This is a genomic window from Streptomyces akebiae, assembly GCF_019599145.1.
Lineage (GTDB): Bacteria > Actinomycetota > Actinomycetes > Streptomycetales > Streptomycetaceae > Streptomyces > Streptomyces akebiae.
This window is the reverse complement of the sequence record NZ_CP080647.1, coordinates 6709888-6728262: the sequence shown is the minus strand read 5'-3', so window position 1 is coordinate 6728262 and position 18375 is coordinate 6709888. Positions and strand designations below refer to the sequence as shown.

Genomic DNA, 18375 nt, shown 5'->3' with positions numbered 1-18375 from the left:
CGCCCATGCCCAGCACCTCCGTCAAGGCTCCACAAGAGCCCGACGCGTCCCTGTCCCACGGCCTCAAGCAGCGCCACCTCTCGATGATCGCCCTCGGCGGCGTGATCGGCGCGGGCCTCTTCGTCGGGTCCGGGGCGGGCATCGCCGCCGCCGGTCCGTCGATCGTCCTCGCGTACACGCTCTCCGGGCTCCTCGTCATGCTGGTGATGCGGATGCTCGGCGAGATGTCCGCCGCGTATCCCTCCTCGGGCTCCTTCTCCGCGCACGCCGAACGCGCCATCGGTCCGTGGGCGGGCTTCACGGCCGGCTGGTCGTTCTGGGTGCTGCTCTGCACGGCCGTCGGCCTGGAGGGCATCGGCGCCGCGAAGATCGTGACGGGGTGGCTGCCCGGTACGCCCGAGTGGGCCTGGGTGGCGCTGTTCATGCTGGTGTTCCTGGGCACCAACCTGGCCGCCGTGAAGAACTTCGGTGAGTTCGAGTTCTGGTTCGCCGCACTCAAGGTCGGCGCGATCTCCCTGTTCCTGGTGCTGGGCGTGCTGGCCGTCGCCGGTGTCCTGCCGGGCACCGACACACCCGGCCTCGCCAACCTCACCGGCGAGGGCGGTCTGCTGCCGGGCGGCACCGACGGCCTGGTCATCGGCCTGCTGGCGTCGATCTTCGCGTACGGCGGTCTGGAGACCGTGACGATCGCGGCCGCCGAGTCCGAGGACCCGGTGAAGGGCGTGGCCACGGCGGTCCGTACGGCGATGTGGCGCATCGCCCTCTTCTACATCGGCTCCATGGCGGTCATCGTCACCCTCGTCCCGTGGGACTCGAAGGCGGTCGTGGAGAAGGGCCCGTACGTCGCCACCCTCGACCACCTGGGCATCCCCGGCGCCGGTCAGGTGATGAACGTGGTCGTGCTGGTGGCCCTGCTGAGCGCGATGAACGCCAACATCTACGGCTCGTCCCGGATCGCCTACTCCCTGGTGGCGCGCGGGCTGGGCCCGAAGATGATCGGCAGGGTGTCGGGCGGGGTCCCCCGGATCGCGGTCCTGGCCTCCAGCGTCTTCGGCTTCCTCTGCGTCCTGCTCAGCTACTGGCGTCCCGACGATGTCTTCCCCTGGCTCCTCAACATGATCGGGGCGGTCGTCCTCGTCGTCTGGATCCTCATCGCCGTCTCCCAACTGCTCCTGCGTCGCCGCATCGAGCGTGAGGCCCCGGAGCGGCTGGTCGTGCGGATGTGGGCGTTCCCCTGGTTGACGTGGGTGGCGCTCGCGGGGATGGCCGCCGTCTTCGTCCTGATGGCCCGGGAGCCGGGGACGCGGACGCAGTTGTACTGGACGGGCGGCATGACGCTGATCCTGGCGGTGGTCGGTTACGTCCGCCAGCGGACGCGCGCCACGGGCTGACCTCGCTCACACGCTTCGGGGCCCTCGCGCGGAGGACGGACGATCGGTTCGCGCGAGGGCCCTTTCGCGTGCCCGGGCACGCCCCCACAGTCTCTTGCTGCTAGCGTGCACTTGCAAGTGCATTGCAATAAGAGGTCGGAGGGGACCCCCATGCCCGTCTACACGCTTCCCGAACTGCCGTACGACTACGCGGCACTGGCGCCCGTGATCAGCCCCGAGATCATCGAGCTGCACCACGACAAGCACCACGCGGCGTACGTCAAGGGAGCCAACGACACCCTGGAGCAGCTGGCCGAGGCGCGGGACAAGGAGACCTGGGGGACGATCAACGGCCTGGAGAAGAACCTGGCCTTCCACCTCTCCGGCCACATCCTGCACTCGATCTACTGGCAGAACATGACCGGCGACGGTGGCGGCGAGCCGCTGGAGAAGGACGGCGTGGGTGAGCTGGCGGACGCCATCGCCGAGTCCTTCGGCTCCTTCGCCGGCTTCAAGGCCCAGTTGACCAAGGCCGCCGCGACCACGCAGGGCTCGGGCTGGGGCGTGCTGGCGTACGAGCCGCTGAGCGGGCGTCTGGTCGTCGAGCAGGTCTACGACCACCAGGGCAACGTCGGCCAGGGCTCCACCCCGATCCTCGTCTTCGACGCCTGGGAGCACGCCTTCTACCTGCAGTACAAGAACCAGAAGGTCGACTTCATCGACGCCATGTGGGCCGTCGTCAACTGGCAGGACGTGGCCCGCCGTTACGCGGCGGCCAGGTCCCGCGCGGATGTGCTGCTGCTGACCCCCTGAGCCGGTGACCGAGACGTCCTGCTCGTGATCGTCTTCTCAACCTTCACCGGCAGGCGGAAAAGGGAGAACCCCCGCGAGGACGTGACTCGCGGGGGTTCTCGCCTTCCGGGACCGCCGGAACACGCCACGGCGGGACGCATTCCGGTCTGACCGCTTCCTCGGTTTTCGCCCTATGCTCCCGATTCCGACCGGATTCCCGATCCGGCGGACCGGACCGGGAGGTCGCATGGACGTGAGCTACAAGCACTGCCCCCCGTGTGGCGGCGGCAAGCCCCTGCCGTTCCACAAGGCGGACAAGGCGGTACGGGAGTACCTGGAGTCCCTGGGCAAGAACCCGGCCGGCTGGTGGCGGTGCGCCAACCACGGCGAGAAGGGCCGCTGCCTGTTCGTCCAGCCGTACGGCAAGCAGAGCGAGGGGCTGACCCTCCCCGAGTCCTTCCGGTGACGTCCTTCCGGTGATGCCCTTCCGGTGATGCGGCCGCCGGTCGCCCTACGGCGAGTGAGCCGAAGGGGCGCGCCTGTGTCGAGACGGCATGGGGGCACCTCCCGCTCGAGCGAAGCCGAGAGTGGGGGAGCGCGCAGCGCCCGACGAAGGAGGGCCGAGCACGATCGCCGTCTCGACACAGGCTGAAGCGCCCCGGAGGCGAACCGAGCCCAAAAAAAAGGGGGCGCCTCAGACCAGGTTGCTGAAGTCCGGGCCCTTGGTGCGGGTGCGCTTGATCTCGTAGAAACCCGGGACCGAGGCGACGAGGAGGGTGCCGTCCCAGAGCCTGGCGGCCTCCTCGCCCTTCGGGGCGGGGGTGACGACCGGGCCGAAGAAGGCGATCTGCTCGCCGTCGGCGCCGGGGACGGCGATGACGGGGGTGCCGACGTCCTGGCCGACCTTGTCGATGCCCTCCTTGTGGGAGGCGCGCAGCTCGGCCTCGTACGGGGTGTCGTCCCAGTGGTCCATGAGGGACTCGGGCAGACCGACGTCCTTCAGCGCGGCGGCGACCGTCTCCTTCTCGGGGCCCTCGCCCTGGTTGTGGATCCGCGTGCCGAGCGCGGTGTAGAGGTCGCCGAGCACCTCGGGGCCGTGCTCCTGCTGGGCGGCTATCACGATCCGCACCGGGCCCCAGGCCTTGGTGGCCAGCAGCTCGCGGTACTCCTCGGGCAGCTCGTCGATCTTCGGCTCGTTCAGTACCGCGAGGCTCATCAGATGCCAGCGGACCTCGATGTCCCGGACCTTCTCGACCTCCAGGACCCAGCGCGAGGTCATCCAGGCCCAGGGGCACAGCGGGTCGAACCAGAAGTCGACAGGGGTCTTGCCGGAGGTCTGCTCGGACATGGTTCTCCTCGAAAGGGATAGGAAGACGGAGTCGTGCGGGTTCGGTTTACCGGTCAACAACCGGCAACACCGAGGACGGCCCCGGCCATTCCCGCGGTGCATGGCAGGATCGGGCTGTCCGCATTCTGAACACCACCCGAGGGAGTGCCGCCCGTGCCCGGTGAGAATCTGACCCGTGACGAGGCCCAGGAGCGGGCCGCGCTGTTGTCCGTCGACGGTTACGAGGTCTCCCTCGACCTGCGCTCCGCCGTCGGGGACTCCGGCGGCCCGGGTGGCGAACCGCGCACCTTCCGCTCGGTGACGACGATCCGATTCCGGTGCGCCGACCCGGGCGCCACGAGCTTCGCCGATCTGGTCGCGCCGCGGGTGACGGCCGTCTCCCTCAACGGCAGGGACCTCGACCCGAGCGAGGTCTTCGACGGCTCCCGGATCGTCCTCGACGACCTGGCCGCCGAGAACGAGCTGGTGGTCGACGCCCAGTGCGCCTACTCCCGCACCGGCGAGGGCATGCACCGCTTCGTCGACCCGGAGGACGGCGAGGTCTACCTCTACACGCAGTACGAGCCGGCCGACTCCCGCCGGGTCTTCGCCAACTTCGAGCAGCCGGACCTCAAGGCCCCCTACCGCTTCGAGGTGCGCGCCCCCGAGGGGTGGGCCGTGTGGAGCAACGGGGTCGGCGAACAGACGGACGGGGTGTGGCGGTTCGCGGAGACGAAGCCGATCTCGACGTACATCACGGCGATCGTCGCGGGCCCGTACCACTATGTGACGGACACCTACGAGCGGGTCTTCGAGGACGGTACGCGGCTGGAGATCCCCCTCGGCGCGATGTGCCGCAAGGGTCTCGCCCCCTACTTCGACTCCGACGACGTCTTCCTGATCACCAAGCAGGGCCTGGACTTCTTCCACGACCACTTCGACTACCCGTACCCGTTCGGGAAGTACGACCAGGCGTTCGTGCCGGAGTACAACCTCGGCGCGATGGAGAACCCCGGACTGGTCACCTTCCGCGAGGAGTTCATCTTCCGCGGCAAGGTCACACGGGCGTCGTACGAGCGGCGGGCCAACGTCGTCCTGCACGAGATGGCGCACATGTGGTTCGGCGACCTGGTGACCATGGTGTGGTGGGACGACCTGTGGCTGAAGGAGTCCTTCGCGGACTTCATGGGTTCGTTCTCGATGGTGGAGGCCACCCGCTTCACAGGCGGCTGGATCACCTTCGCCAACAACCGCAAGTCCTGGGCGTACCGCGCCGACCAGCTGCCGTCCACCCACCCGATCACGGCCGACATCCGTGACCTGGAGGACGCCAAGCTCAACTTCGACGGCATCACCTACGCCAAGGGCGCCTCCGTGCTGAAGCAGCTGGTGGCGTACGTGGGGCGCGATGCCTTCCTGGAGGGCGCCCGGCGCTACTTCAAGCGGAACGCGTACGGCAACACGAAGCTGGGCGACCTGCTGTCGGTCCTGGAGGAGACCAGCGGGCGGGACATGGCGTCCTGGTCGCGGGCCTGGCTGCAGACGGCGGGGGTCAACTCCCTCACCCCGCAGGTGCTGCTCGACCCCGAGGGCCGGATCGACGAGCTGGCGGTGGTGCAGGAGGCGGCGGAGTCGCATCCCGAGCTGCGGCCGCACCGGGTGGCGATCGGGCTGTACCGGCGTACGGACGCGAACGGAGAGGGCGGCTCCGGCGCGCTGGAGCGATATGCGCGCGCCGAGGTGGACGTGGACGGGCCGCGTACGGTCGTGGCCGAGCTGGCGGGGGCCGAGGCGCCTGCGCTGGTGCTGGTCAACGACGACGACCTGACGTACTGCAAGATCCGGTTCGACGCGGCGTCGCTGGACACGCTGCGGGCCGGACTCGGTGACCTCACCGACCCCCTGGCGCGGGCCCTGTGCTGGTCGGCACTGTGGAACCTGACGCGGGACGCGCTGCTGCCGGCGCGGGACTTCGTCGACCTCGTGCTGCGGTTCGCGGGGCGGGAGTCCGACATCGGTGTGCTCCAGATGCTGCACGCGTGGGCCAACTCGGCGCTGACCCACTACGCGGCGCCCCAGTGGCGTCAGACGGGGGGCCGACTGCTCGCGGAGGGTGCGCTGCGTGAGCTGCGGGCGGCCGAGGCGGGGAGTCAGCACCAGCTGACGTGGGCCCGGTTCTTCGCGTCGGTGGCGTCGGACGAGGCCGAACTGGCGGTGTTGCAGGGGCTGTTGTCCGGGGCGGAGAAGGTCGACGGGCTGGACGTCGACCAGGAGCTGCGGTGGGCGTTCCTGGAGCCGCTCTCGACGTACGGGGTCGCCGACGAGAGGGCCCTCGCCGCCGAGTTGGCGCGGGACGACACGGCCTCCGGGAAGCGGCACCAGGTGCGGTGCCTGGCGGCCCGGCCCTCCGCCGCGGTCAAGGCGCAGGCGTGGGCGTCGGTCGTGGAGTCGGACAAGCTGTCCAACGCGCTGGTCGAGGCGACGATCACGGGGTTCGCGCGGCCGTCCCAGCGGGAGCTGGTGGCGCCGTACGCGGAGAAGTACTTCGAGGTGATCGAACGGGTGTGGGCCGAGCGGTCCATCCAGATCGGGATGGACGTGGTGCGAGGGCTGTTCCCGTCGCTGCAGGACTCGCCCGCGACGCTGGAGGCGACGGACGCGTGGCTCGCCTCGCACGAGTCGGCGCCGCCGGCCCTGCGGAGGCTGGTGATCGAGGCTCGCGACGACCTGGCTCGGGCGCTGCGGGGGCAGGAGTGCGACGCGGCGGCGCAGTAACTGCCGCCGGACGGCTGGTTGTTGCGCACCCGGTGGCTGCCGCTGGGCGAAGCCGGGTGCGCGACAGGAAAGGGCGCAGCGCTTTCAGGGGCGCTGGGGACTGCGCGACCCCCGCGACCCCCGTGGCCCCGCGGCCCCGCGGCCCCGCGGCCCCGCGGCCCCGCGGCCCCGCGGCCGCCCGAGTGCACGCGCCCCTGAGCGCCTAGGCACCGGGCCGGTTCAGGGTTACGAAATTCGGGTAATCAGAGCCGTAACCTTTTTCGGTCGTCGTCCGGACCAGCGGGTATCGGCAGTCGAACGCACGTACTTTAGTGCGGTCTTGTCCGGATTTGCCGACGAGTGTGTAACAGAGGTTCATGGGCGGGCCCCACGCGGGAACCTCCGGGGCATGACGCACAACACCCCGCTCTCCCCCCGCCCCCTCCGTCGCCTCTCGGACGTCGCACGCCGGGTGCTGACGGCCGCGCAGCTGCGCGCGCAGGGTGTCACCGCAGCCGAGACGAACGAGCAGTGCCGGTCCGGTGGCCCCTGGCAGCAGATCCTGCCGGGTGTGTTCCTGTTGCACCCGGGCCCGCCCACCTCGGAGGAGCGCCTGCACGCGGTGCTCTCGTACGCGGCCCGCTCACCGTTCCGCGAGACGTCCACCGGGGCCGCCGGCGTCACCGGGGTACCCGCGCAGCCGAACGCCGACGAGCCCCGCCCGGCGGCCACACCCCGCTACCCGGACGCGGTGATCACCGGGCTCGCCGCCCTGACCCTGCACGGCTTCGCGTCCGCTCCCCCGCTCCCGTCCCTCGACACGATCGACGTGCTGGTCCCGCGGCTGCGCCGACTGCGGACCGTGGGGTGCGCGCGGATCGTCCGGACCTCGGCCCTACCGACCCCGTCGTACGTGACCGGCCTGCCCGTCGCCCCCGTGCCGCGCGCTCTGGCGGACGCGGTCGGGGAACTCGCCGACGCGGCCACCGTACGCAGGCTGCTGACGGAGGCGGTGCGCGGCGGGCACACCGACCCCGCCGCCGTGATCCGGGAGTTGACGACGGCCCGGCTGCTGAACCGTCCGCACGTGGCCGACGCGGTGGAGTCGCTGCTCGCGGAGGGGCGGGCCGTCGCGGAGGACCACCTGTACCGAATGGTCCGCGAACACGCCCTCCCCGACCCCGTCTGGAACGTGGACCTCCGCCTGCCCGGCGGCCCGCATCTCGGCGGCCTCGACGCGTACTGGCCGGAGCAGGCCGTCGCGGTCGAACTGGACACCCGGGCTCCGCGTCAGGAGGACGACGCGCTGTGGTCCGAGTACGCCCGCAAGCGCGAGATGTTGGAGCGGCTCGGCATCACCGTCGTCCACGTCACCCCCCGCAAGCTGCGTGACTCCCTCGAACAGCAGGCGGCCGTCGTCCGCACCGCGTTGATGGCGTCGTGCGACCGGGATCCGGCGGCGTACGTCGTGGTGCTTCCCCGGTAACCGGGAACTCGGGCCACCAGGAGGGGAGGGGAAGGGCCGCCGATCGCTTCGGCGGCCCTTCCTCATGTCGCCCCGCCGGAGACGGGACTACTTGCCGCAGAACTCCGCCTCCATGATCGGCAGGCTGTCGCCCGTCCAATCGCTGTTGAAGTTGTAGGTGAGGGTGTGGCGGCCGTCGGTGGTGGTGGCGGTCTCGGAGAGGGAGCCGTGGATGCCGCCGCTGTGGCCCCAGAGCTGCACGCCGCAGGAGAGCTTGTAGGTGATGAGGCCGAGGCCGTAGCCGCCGCGGTCGCCGTCGACGGGGACGGTGGTCCTCATCTCGGCGAGCTGCTTCTTCGGGAGGAGCTTGCCGCGCAGCAGCGCCGAGTAGAAGCGGTTCAGGTCGTCGGCGTCGGAGATCATCTCGCCCGCCGCGCCGGCGATCGAGGGATTGAGCTTCGTCGCGTCGTACGTCCTGCCCTCCGGTGTCTCCGCCAGCTTGGAGTAAGCGCGGCTGTGCGGGCCCGGGAGGGTGGGGACGGTGCCGGGGACCTTCGTGTCGCGCAGGCCGAGCGGTTCGATGATCCGGGCGCGGACCTCTTCGCCGTACGGGTTGCCGGTGGCCTTCTCGATCACCAGGCCGGCGAGCACGTAGTTGGTGTTGGAGTAGCTCCAGTCGGCGCCCGGGGCGAAGGTGGGCTCGTGCTTCATGGCGATGCCGACGAGTTGGCGCGGGGTCCAGGTGCGGTAGCGGTTCTTGAGGAACCCCTCGGCGAGGAAGACGTCCTTCACGAACTGCTCGTCCGAGGTGTACTCGGCGATACCGCTGGTGTGGTTGAGGAGTTGGCGGAGCGTCACCTTGCGGCCGTCGTGGCCCTTGCCGCGCACCACGCCGGGCAGCCATTTCTCCACCGTGTCGTCCAGGGACAGCCGGCCCTCGGCCGCCAGCTGGAGCAGCACGGTGGCGGTGAAGGTCTTGGTGATGCTGCCGACGCGGAAGTGGTCGTGGGCCGAGCGCGGCTTGCCCGTCCTGAGGTCGCCCACGCCGGACGTCGCCTTCCAGACGCCGCGTTCGTCCTTCGCCTGGACCGCGATACCGACGACACCGTCCTCGACATTGGCGTCCATGGCCTTCTGTGTCGCACGGTGGTTGCCTCCGGCCGACGCGGCGGTGGGTGCCGCCGCGATCGCCGGAGTGGCCATCGCCATCACCGCGACGACGGCGGTGGCCACCGCGAAACCCGAGCGTGCCGTACCTGCTGACATGTGGTTCTCCCCCTTCGGCCGGCCTTCTCGGTGACTCCGAGAACGTCCGGTCGCGGAGGGGGACACGGCCACGCGCGCCCCGGGTTGAGTGGTGGCACTCCGGTTGAGCCTCTTTCAGCCCTTGCGGAGCACCAGCTCCGTGTTGCGGTCGCCGGCCGTGCCGGTGAGGGTGTCGCGGCGGCCGGGGGCGTTGTAGGAGAGCTCGCGGTAGAGGGCGGCGAGGCCGGTCTGCGAGAGGTCCGTGAAGTCGGTGGCGTGCGGGGCGGCCGATTCGATCAGGGTGGTGAAGAGGGAGAGCGTGCCGTCCTTGTTGTCCACCAGCTCGATGACCCGGGCCAGTTGGGGGAAGTCGATGTGGGAGGCCGTGGAGATCTCCCAGAAGGAGCCGCCGCCCGAGGCCGAGTGCGGGGTGATGCGGTTGCGGTGGCTGTGACCGTTCACCCAGGCCAGAACGTTGCGGTGGCGGCCGAGCAGGGCCAGCACCTCGTCGCCGCCGTGGCGGGCCTCGGTCGGGCGGGCGGGGTCCTTGCGCAGGTTCCGCATCGACTTGCTCGTGTGGTGGCTGAAGACGACGGCGTACGAACCGTCCTCGGCCGCCTCCTTCAACGTGCGCTCCAGCCACTTGAGTTGGGCCGTGCCGAGCGAGCCCTCGTAGTGCCCGCCGGGGTCGGTGGAGTCGAGGCTGACGCCGATGACGTCGTCGGCGATACGGAAGGCGTAGTACTGGGTGCGGGCGTCGAGGTTGGCCTGCGAGTAGCCGTGGCCGACCGGGCCGGGGCCCGTGTGGGCCGGGTCCAGGTGGGCCTTCAGGTACTCCTGCGGGGAGAAGGGGGCGCGGTTCTCGTCCGGGGTGACCGAACGCATCTTCTTCGCCTGGGACTTGAGCACGGCCTTCCAGTCGGCACCCCGGGGGTCGCCGCCGCTCTTGACGTTGTCCCAGAGAGCCTTGCCGACCTGCTCGTCGAGGGACATCAGCTTCTTGCCGCCGACGGCGAAGTCCGCGAAGAAGGAGTCACCGGGGGCGTAGCAGCCGCCCGGGAGGGAGTCGTGGTTGCCGACCGTGGAGTACCAGGGGACGTTCAGGCCGGGGCTGTTGACCTCGCGGATCGCGGCGGCCAGGAAGCCGTTCAGGCGCGGGAAGCCGAGCTGCTTGTCGGCGTCGCGGAGGGCCGCGTCCGGCTGCCAGTACAGCTTCAGACCGCTGCTCTGGACGCCTTCGTAGCGGCGCGGGTCGCCGGAGTTGGGGGTGACACGGCCACCGCTCATCACCTTCAGGAACCAGTCCAGTTCGGTCCTGGAGTTGTTGTCGGTGTTGTCGCCGGTCGTCATCACGAAGTGGAGCGGGGAGCCGGTCACCGGGGCGCCGCGCAGCGCGTTCACCCGCTCGACGAGCGAGACCGCGCCGGCCACGGACAGCGCCTCCTGCGGACGCCACGCGCTGGCGGTCTGGGCGCGCAGGTACTCGTAGCGCAGCGGGTGCTGGACGTCCACCACGTGCAGGTCGGTGAACTGCACGAACGACGCCAGTGCCGTACGGCGCTTCTCACGGCCGGACTTGGGGGTCGCCAGGTCGCCGCGCACGACCCGCGCCCAGGCCGGGCCGGAGCCGAGGCGGCGGTAGCCGGAGGAGTTGCGGGGCACCGCGACCGAGGCGAGGGTGGTGCCCCGGGTGTACGGCGCGAGGGGTGCGGCCGGGGCCTCTCTGTTCGAGAGGTTGGCCAAGGGGACCTCGGTGGCCGCGGCGCGGTCGGCGGCGGAGGCGGCGGCGGCGTGGGCGTCGGTCTCCGGCCGCAGGGCGAAGCCGACGCCCGCGGCGAGGCCGACCGCGCCGGTGGCGGCGAGGAAGGCCCGGCGGTCCGGGTTGGTGGCGGCGGCAGCGACTGAGCGTATGCGCGACATGGCGCGGTCTCCCCGAATGCGAACGCGTCGGAAGTGGTCGCGGGGCCGCTCCGCGGTGGGGGCCGGAGTGGGGTTCCCGCTCTTCCTTGATGCTTGGCAGCCGGGGTGGCCTGGACGTTAACGACGTCGCAACGGGCGACGCCGATCACCGTACGTGGATCTTCGGGGACGGTGCGCGTCCACCGGGGGTTCCCGAATGTGAGGGGGAGCGAAGGGAAGAGGTCACTCCTTGTTCATCTGGTGGGGTAGGGCACGTATTCGCCGTGGGGGCTTCGGTGAGGCGGTGTGTGCGGGTGCGTCGTGGTCGCTCGCGCCCTGCGGCGGTAGCCGTATATTCAGCACTGCCCCGCGCCCCTAAGGGTTCAGCGGCGGCGTCAAGTGGCCGTTCTCCGGGCGCTCCCGCCACAGGCGCAGCCCCAGGTCCACCAGGCCCACCCTCGTGAGGGCCGGGATCTCGTCCAGGGGGTGCCAGGCGGCCATGTCCGTGGAGCCGTTCGTCTCGTGGCGGAGGTCGCCGCCGGTGACGCGGGCCTCGTAGACGATGCGCAGCGCCTGGTGGTCGGCGAGGGTGCCGAGGCGGCGGGGGTAGGTGCGCCGGCCGGTGTCGATGCCGAGGAGGACGGTGGGTTCGACGGTGTAGCCGGTCTCCTCGGCGGCCTCCCGGACGACCGTGTCGTACGGGTCCTCGCCGTGGTCCATGCCGCCGCCGGGCAGGGTCCACTTCCTCTCGCCGTCCCGGGAGACCCAGCGGGCCAGCAGCATGTGGTCGTCCCGTACGCACACGGCGTAGGCCGCCACCCTCAACTCCTCGCGCATGCACAGACGTTAGCCAAAATGTCCACTCATGCGCGGTCATCGCACCCATGGCCTGTGGCGGGTTTACGCCATGACACAATCCCGCCTCGGTCAACCCTCCCCAAACATGTGTCACTTCGGTAAGGCTGAGCGACCATCCGGCACCGCATAACGGACCGGACCGATCCGAACCCGCCGCTCGGATCATCAATGTTCGTTCTCACCTGAATTCCTTACCTACAGGGATGCTGATGACCCTCACCCCCCACCCCGGCCACCGCCCGGGTGCGAGACGCGTGGCCCGCATAGCCGTGGCCGCGGGACTGGTGGCCGCGCTCTCCGCGGCCGGGCCGATACCCCTGGCCTTCTCGGCGGACGACCCTTCGGTGCCTCCAGCCGCCGTCCCGGCGGACGGCGGTGTCAAGTCCGCGCACGACAAGCTCGGTTCGACTGACGCCGATCTGCTCGCCGAGGCCAAGGCCGACGGCGACAAGAACGTCACGATGATGATCGCCACCACGCCCGGCAAGACCGAACAGGTCGCCGAGCAGCTGGACGCGGTCAAGGGCGGCTCCGTGGGCCGCACCTACGACAAGCTCGGCTACGTCCGCGCCACGGTCCCGACCAAGAGCGCCGACTCGGCCATCTCGGCCGCCGCGAAGCTCTCCTCCGTCCAGGGCATCGACCTGCGCCAGGAGATCGTCCTCGACGACCCCTCGCCGGCCTCGGCCAAGGACGCGAAGTCGCAGGCCACGACGGCGAAGACGTACCCGGCGCCGGGCAGGAACACCCCCGCCGAGAACCCGTACAACCCGTCCTTCGAGACGGGCGCCGTCGACTTCGTGAAGCAGAACCCGAAGGCGGACGGCCGGGGCATCACCATCGGCGTCCTGGACTCCGGGGTCGACCTCGCGCACCCCGCGCTGCAGAAGACCTCCACCGGCGAGCGCAAGATCGTCGACTGGGTGACGTCCACCGACCCGATCGTCGAGGGCGACGGCAGCTGGCGTCCGATGACCAACTCGGTCTCCGGCCCGACGTTCACCTTCGGCGGCCGGACCTGGACCGCGCCCGCGGGCTCGTACTCCGTCAACACCTTCCGTGAGTCGATCACGGCGGCCGGTGACGCGGCGGGCGACGTGAACCGCGACGGCGACACCACCGACGCGTGGGGCGTGCTCTACGACGCGGCGGCCGGTACGGTCACCGTGGACGTCAACCAGAACTTCGACTTCACCGACGACAAGCCGATGAAGCCGTACAAGGACGGGTACCAGATCGGCTACTTCGGCACCGACGACCCGTCGACCGAGGTCGCCGAGCGCCAGCCGTTCGTCGTCGAGTACCGCAAGGACGTCCCGATGGACCCCTACGGGGGCGACTGGGTCGGCAAGAAGGCCGACTTCGTCAACATCGGTCTCATCTCCAGCGAGCACGGCACCCACGTGGCCGGCATCGCCGCCGCCAAGGGCCTGTTCGGCGGCCGGATGAACGGCGCCGCGCCCGGTGCGCAGATCGTCTCCTCCCGCGCCTGCGAGTTCGGCCCCGGCTGCACCAACGTGGCGCTCACCGAGGGCATGATCGACCTCGTCGTCAACCGCGGTGTCGACATCGTCAACATGTCCATCGGCGGCCTGCCGGCGCTGAACGACGGCAACAGCGCGCGCGCCCAGCTCTACACGCGCCTGATCGACACCTACGGCGTCCAGCTGGTCATCTCGGCCGGCAACTCCGGCCCGGGTGCCAACACGATCGGCGACCCCGGCCTGGCCGACAAGGTGATCTCGGTCGGCGCGTCCATCTCCAAGGAGACCTGGGCGTCCAACTACGGCTCGCAGGTCGCCAAGGACTACCAGCTGTTCAACTTCTCCTCGCGCGGCCCGCGTGAGGACGGCGGCTTCACGCCGACCCTGGTGGCGCCCGGTGCCGCGGTCAACACCGCGCAGACCTGGCTGCCGGGCTTCATCTCCCCCGAGGCCGGCTACACGCTCCCGGCCGGCTACCAGATGCTCAACGGCACCTCGATGGCCTCCCCGCAGGCGGCCGGCGCCTCCGCGCTGCTGCTCAGCGCCGCGAAGCAGAAGGGCATCGACCTGACGCCCGTGAAGCTGCGCACCGCGCTGACCTCGACCGCCGACCACATCAGTGGCGTCCAGGCGTACGCCGAGGGCGCGGGCCTGATGAACATCGTCGACGCGTGGAAGTCCGTCAAGGCGGGCGCGACCGCGCACGAGTACTCGGTCAAGGCCCCCGTCGACACCGCGATGGACTTCGCGCTGAAGACGCCGGGCTTCGGCACGGGCATCTACGACCGTGAGGGCGGCCTCAAGGTCGGGCAGAAGAAGACGTACGACGTGACGATCACCCGTACGTCCGGCGCCGACAAGGCGATCCGCCACGAGCTGCACCTGGAGAACAACCGGGACGACACGTTCCGGATCGTCGGCGACGACGTGGTCTCCCTGCCGCTGAACAAGCCGGTCACCGTGAAGATCGCCGCCAAGGCGGAGAACTCGGGCATCAGCAGCGCGATCCTGGAGGTCGACGACCCGAAGACGGTCGGCATCGACCGTCAGGTACTCAACACGGTGGTGGCCTCCACGCCGTTGAAGTACACCCACTCGGCGTCCGGCACGGTCCAGCGCAACTCCTTCAAGTCGTACTTCATCACCGTCCCCGAGGGTGCCAAGACCCTTGAGGTCGCGATCAGCGGGCTGAAGGACAAGAGCCAGACCCGGTTCATCGCCAACCACCCGTACGGCCTGGCGGTCGAGAGCACCAGCTCTCTGACCTGCTACAGCAACTTCCAGGACGGCGGGGGCTGCAAGCCGGACGTGCGCTCGTACGCCAACCCGCAGCCCGGTGTCTGGGAGATCGAGGTCGAGTCGCGCCGCACCTCGCCGATGCTCGACAACACCTACAAGCTGAACTTCGCGGTGTACAGCGCGAGCTTCGACCCGGAGGTCGTCACCGTCCCCGAGGCCAAGGTCGGCACCCCGACCGCCGCCTCGTGGAAGGTGACCAACGGCCTCGCCCCCGTCGACGGCAAGCTGACGGGCGGCCCGCTGGGCTCGGCCAAGACCGACCGGCCGACCATCGCGACCGGTGTCACCCAGACCACCACGGTCGAGGTGCCCGCGGGCGCCGAGTACCTGGACGTCGCCATCGGCAACACCTCGGACACGGGCGCGGACCTCGACCTGTACGTCTTCGACGCCGCCGGCACCCAGGTGGCGTACGAGGCGGACGGCGACTCCGAGGAGTCCGTCTCGATCCCGAAGCCGGCCGCCGGTACGTACACGATCGAGGTCGTCGGCTACGCGGTTCCGGCCGGGTCGACCGCGTACGACTACCGCGACGTCTTCTTCTCCTCCGCCCTCGGCGAGGTGAAGGTCGCGGACACCGCCGTGAAGCTCGGCACGGGCGGGTCGACCACCGTCTCCGGTGACGTCGTCGCGGCCGCCGAGGCCCCGGCCGGCCGGGAGTTCTTCGGCCAGGTGCAGCTGGTGAACGCGCGCGGCACCGCCGCGGGCACCGGCAGCGTGCGGATCGAGAAGGTCACGCCGTAGTGCACCGGTAGCGCGTGAGCCGTACTGAGGCGAACGGAGGGGCGGGTGTCCGGATGGACACCCGCCCCTTCGTCTCGCTCCCCTCCCGGCTTCCTCCGTGCTTCAGCGGGTCAGTCGCAGGCGATCCGCTTCGAGTCCGGCAGCGCCGCCTCGATCCAGGCCCGCTCCCGGGCGATCTCCGCCGCCTTCGTGGTCCAGATGTCCGGCTGCGCGCTGTCCCGGGGAAAGCCGAGGAGGACGTGGTCGCCCTCCTCCAGACGGGGGTCGACGTCGTGGCTCATGGGGAAGACGATCCGGTCCTCGCCCTTGTCGGGCTTGATCCAGCGGTCCACCTCCACCGTGATCCGGTCCTGCTCGGCCCCCGGCACGGGTTCGACCTCGGTGACGGTGCCCTCCACGATCGTGCGGGCGCAGGCGACGTACCCCTCCGGGGTGAGCAAGGCGGACTTGTCCCCCCTGTCGCTGTCCAGGGTCCCGCCGTCACTGTCCGCCTGCTCGGAGACACCGGCGCCGGACTTCGCGCTGTCCGCCCCTCCGCCGCTCTGCACGACCCCCCAGCCGATGCCGAGGACCACGGAGGCGGCGGCCGCGGCGGCGAGGGTGCCGCCGGTGATCCGCAGGGCGCGGCGGGCGCGGGACGGCCGCGACGACAGGGGGGTCACCGACGCGGTGGGGGCCGACGCGGACCGGGACACCTGCCCGGGTTCCGTCTCGGTACCGGCCGCGGCGTCCCCCGGCCGCGCGGCCCCCACTCGCCCCGGCGCGACCCCGGTCACGGCGTCCTCGCCCGACACCGTCAGCGCCTCGCCGATCAGCCCCAGCTGCTCTCTCAGCAGCGCGAGGTCGGCGACGGCCGCCTCGTGGGACGCCACGAACTCGTCGTCCCGCAGCGCGTCCTCGGGCAGCGGTTCGTCGAGAAGGGCCGCCATCAGCGCGTCCATACCGGCGTAGGCGGTGCCGTCGTACGTGGGCTCGTCGTACGTGGGCTCGTCGTACGTGGGCTCGTCGCGCCTGGCGCCGTCGGGAGCGGCGCCGTCCGGGGCGGCGCTGCCGGGAGCCGCGCCGTCGGTAGCGGGGTCGCGTCGGTTGTCGTCTCGGGCGGTCATGTCACACCACCTCGTCCTCGTGCAGGCGGGTGCGCAGGGCGCGGACCGCCGAGTGGAGCCTGCTCTTGACCGTGCCCTCGGGGATGCCGAGCTCGTCGGCGATCCCGCGTACCGGCAGGTCGGCGTAGAAGCGCAGGACGAGGACCTGGCGCAGGGCGTCGGGCAGCTCGTCCAGGCCTCGGGCGACGGCGAGCGAGAGCACGCTGGAGTCCTCGCCCGAGGGGTGCTCGTGCTGGCGCAGCGAGGCCAGCCGCTCCCCCAGACGCTCCTGGCGGCGCTTGGCGCGGTGCCAGTCCATCGCCAGGTTGGAGGCGACCACCGCCGCCCACGCGGACACGTCCCGCGGCGCCTCCCGGCCGCTCGCGGCCCGCTCCAGCAGCCGCAGCCGTACCTGCTGTACCCCGTCCAGCAGGTCCGACTGCGGCACACCGCCGAGCGCGAGCACGGCCCGCACCCGCCGCTCCTGGGCCACGTCCAGCGGGTCGTCCGGCTCCTGGACCCCCTCGACGTGGCGCGCCTTTCTGCGCAGCACAGCCACCCCTCCCCTCCCGCGTTTCCCCTACGACGCCACCGCGGGCCGAAACGTTCGGCCGGTTCGGTGCCACTTTCGCGGCCCGGCGCAGAGGCGTACGTCACACCTTCGCGTGCGCCCGGGTGGCGTGGGCAGGGTCGAGGCAGCACAGCTTGCGGCACGGAGCCGCCGTAGGGCGATTTTCTCCAGCTCAGCGTGGGTGCCGGCCAAAGAAGCGGCTCCCGCGGCGGGGGTGGACGCGTCCCGCTCTTCGAGCGTTCCGGTCAAAGGATTGGACAGGCGGACCCAGGCTGACCGCATGATGGAAATGCCTCGGCCATGCCGCAGACACACACAAGCCACGTCAAAGGAGTCGCCGTGAGGGTCGGAATCGTCGGAGCCACCGGTCAGGTCGGCACGGTCATGCGCAAGATCCTCAAGGACCGCGACTTCCCGACGCGCGAGCTGCGCCTGTTCGCGTCCGCCCGCTCGGCCGGCTCGGTCATCGACGGCGTGACGGTCGAGGACGCGGCGACCGCCGACTACTCCGGCCTCGACATCGTCCTGTTCTCCGCGGGCGGCGCGACCTCGAAGGCGCTGGCCGAGAAGGTGGCGTCGCAGGGCGCGGTCGTGATCGACAACTCCTCCGCGTGGCGCCGCGACCCCGAGGTGCCCCTCGTGGTCTCCGAGGTGAACCCGCACGCGATCGCCGACCGCCCCAAGGGCATCATCGCCAACCCGAACTGCACGACGATGGCCGCGATGCCGGTCCTGCGTCCGCTGCACGAGGAGGCGGGCCTCGAAGCGCTGGTCGTCGCCACCTACCAGGCGGTCTCCGGCTCCGGTCTCGCGGGCGTCGCGGAGCTGCACGGCCAGGTCCAGAAGGTCGCGGCCGACGCGGACAAGCTGACGCACGACGGCTCGGCGGTCGATTTCCCCGAGCCCGGCGTCTACAAGCGGCCCATCGCCTTCAACGTGCTCCCGCTCGCGGGTTCGATCGTCGACGACGGTCTGCACGAGACGGACGAGGAGCAGAAGCTCCGCCACGAGTCCCGCAAGATCCTGGAGATCCCCGGCCTCAAGGTCTCCGGCACCTGCGTGCGCGTCCCGGTCTTCTCCGGGCACTCCCTCCAGATCAACGCCCGCTTCGCCCGCCCGATCGGCGTGGAGCGCGCGACGGAGCTGCTGGCCGGCGCCCCGGGCGTCGCCCTCTCCGACATCCCGACCCCTCTCCAGGCCGCAGGCCAGGACCCCTCCTTCGTCGGCCGCATCCGCGCCGACGAGACCGTGGACAACGGCCTCGCCCTGTTCGTCTCCAACGACAACCTCCGCAAGGGCGCCGCGCTGAACGCGGTCCAGATCGCGGAGCTGGTGGCGGCGGAGCTGAGCGAGAAGTAGCCAGAAGCAGGCGGAGCGTACCGGGGCGGGGCGCCCCACCGGATGCCGGTGGGGCGCCCCGCCCCATGCCGCGTCGACCCATGGAAGGATGGCGCAACCCACACATACCGAGGAGATGACCGC

13 protein-coding genes are annotated in these 18375 nt (G+C 70.8%); 7 read left to right on the top strand and 6 right to left on the bottom strand.

Annotation, left to right across the window (positions count from 1 at the left end):
• Positions 1-5 precede the first annotated feature (5 nt).
• From K1J60_RS29020 to K1J60_RS29010, 3 genes are all read left to right on the top strand, one after another.
• Positions 6-1391, top strand: a complete 1386-nt coding sequence (locus K1J60_RS29020; protein ID WP_220648778.1) for an amino acid permease — start codon at positions 6-8, stop codon at positions 1389-1391.
• 150 nt (positions 1392-1541) lie between these two features.
• Positions 1542-2183 carry a superoxide dismutase gene (locus K1J60_RS29015; protein ID WP_220648777.1) on the top strand — a complete coding sequence of 214 codons (642 nt, stop codon included), beginning with the start codon at positions 1542-1544 and terminating at the stop codon, positions 2181-2183.
• A 226-nt stretch (positions 2184-2409) separates the two neighbouring features.
• Positions 2410-2628, top strand: coding sequence for an SH3 domain-containing protein (locus K1J60_RS29010; protein ID WP_220652005.1), 219 nt, complete (start codon positions 2410-2412; stop codon positions 2626-2628).
• Between the two features lie 228 nt (positions 2629-2856).
• Here K1J60_RS29010 and K1J60_RS29005 read toward each other — a convergent pair whose 3' ends face one another.
• On the bottom strand, positions 2857-3510 hold the full coding sequence (locus K1J60_RS29005) for a mycothiol-dependent nitroreductase Rv2466c family protein (RefSeq protein WP_220648776.1): 654 nt from the start codon (positions 3508-3510) through the stop codon (positions 2857-2859).
• A gap of 153 nt (positions 3511-3663) precedes the next feature.
• Between K1J60_RS29005 and pepN the strand changes: the two genes are divergently transcribed.
• Both pepN and K1J60_RS28995 read left to right on the top strand, forming a co-directional pair.
• Positions 3664-6264, top strand: a complete 2601-nt coding sequence (pepN, locus tag K1J60_RS29000; protein ID WP_220648775.1) for an aminopeptidase N — start codon at positions 3664-3666, stop codon at positions 6262-6264.
• Positions 6265-6652: 388 nt separating this feature from the next.
• The gene (locus K1J60_RS28995) at positions 6653-7729 is read left to right on the top strand and encodes a hypothetical protein (protein ID WP_220648774.1); all 1077 of its coding nucleotides are present in this window, start codon (positions 6653-6655) and stop codon (positions 7727-7729) included.
• Positions 7730-7816: 87 nt separating this feature from the next.
• Here K1J60_RS28995 and K1J60_RS28990 read toward each other — a convergent pair whose 3' ends face one another.
• From K1J60_RS28990 to K1J60_RS28980, 3 genes are all read right to left on the bottom strand, one after another.
• Positions 7817-8974 (bottom strand): serine hydrolase domain-containing protein, encoded by a 1158-nt coding sequence (locus tag K1J60_RS28990; protein ID WP_220648773.1) that lies wholly within the window; start codon positions 8972-8974, stop codon positions 7817-7819.
• Between the two features lie 114 nt (positions 8975-9088).
• Positions 9089-10873 (bottom strand): TIGR03767 family metallophosphoesterase, encoded by a 1785-nt coding sequence (locus K1J60_RS28985; RefSeq protein WP_220648772.1) that lies wholly within the window; start codon positions 10871-10873, stop codon positions 9089-9091.
• Between the two features lie 354 nt (positions 10874-11227).
• Positions 11228-11689 carry an NUDIX hydrolase gene (locus K1J60_RS28980; protein WP_220648771.1) on the bottom strand — a complete coding sequence of 154 codons (462 nt, stop codon included), beginning with the start codon at positions 11687-11689 and terminating at the stop codon, positions 11228-11230.
• Positions 11690-11913: 224 nt separating this feature from the next.
• On the opposite strand from K1J60_RS28980, the gene K1J60_RS28975 reads away from it, so the two are divergent.
• A complete protein-coding gene (locus tag K1J60_RS28975) occupies positions 11914-15237 on the top strand; it encodes a S8 family serine peptidase (protein WP_220648770.1) in 3324 nt (1107 codons plus the stop codon).
• A gap of 110 nt (positions 15238-15347) precedes the next feature.
• Here the strand turns inward: K1J60_RS28975 and K1J60_RS28970 are convergent, their stop codons facing one another.
• Both K1J60_RS28970 and K1J60_RS28965 read right to left on the bottom strand, forming a co-directional pair.
• Positions 15348-16343 carry a hypothetical protein gene (locus K1J60_RS28970; protein WP_259407964.1) on the bottom strand — a complete coding sequence of 332 codons (996 nt, stop codon included), beginning with the start codon at positions 16341-16343 and terminating at the stop codon, positions 15348-15350.
• 1 nt (position 16344) lies between these two features.
• Positions 16345-16875 carry an RNA polymerase sigma factor gene (locus tag K1J60_RS28965; protein WP_398683491.1) on the bottom strand — a complete coding sequence of 177 codons (531 nt, stop codon included), beginning with the start codon at positions 16873-16875 and terminating at the stop codon, positions 16345-16347.
• A 357-nt stretch (positions 16876-17232) separates the two neighbouring features.
• On the opposite strand from K1J60_RS28965, the gene K1J60_RS28960 reads away from it, so the two are divergent.
• Positions 17233-18252, top strand: coding sequence for an aspartate-semialdehyde dehydrogenase (locus K1J60_RS28960; protein WP_033526405.1), 1020 nt, complete (start codon positions 17233-17235; stop codon positions 18250-18252).
• Positions 18253-18375: the final 123 nt, after the last annotated feature.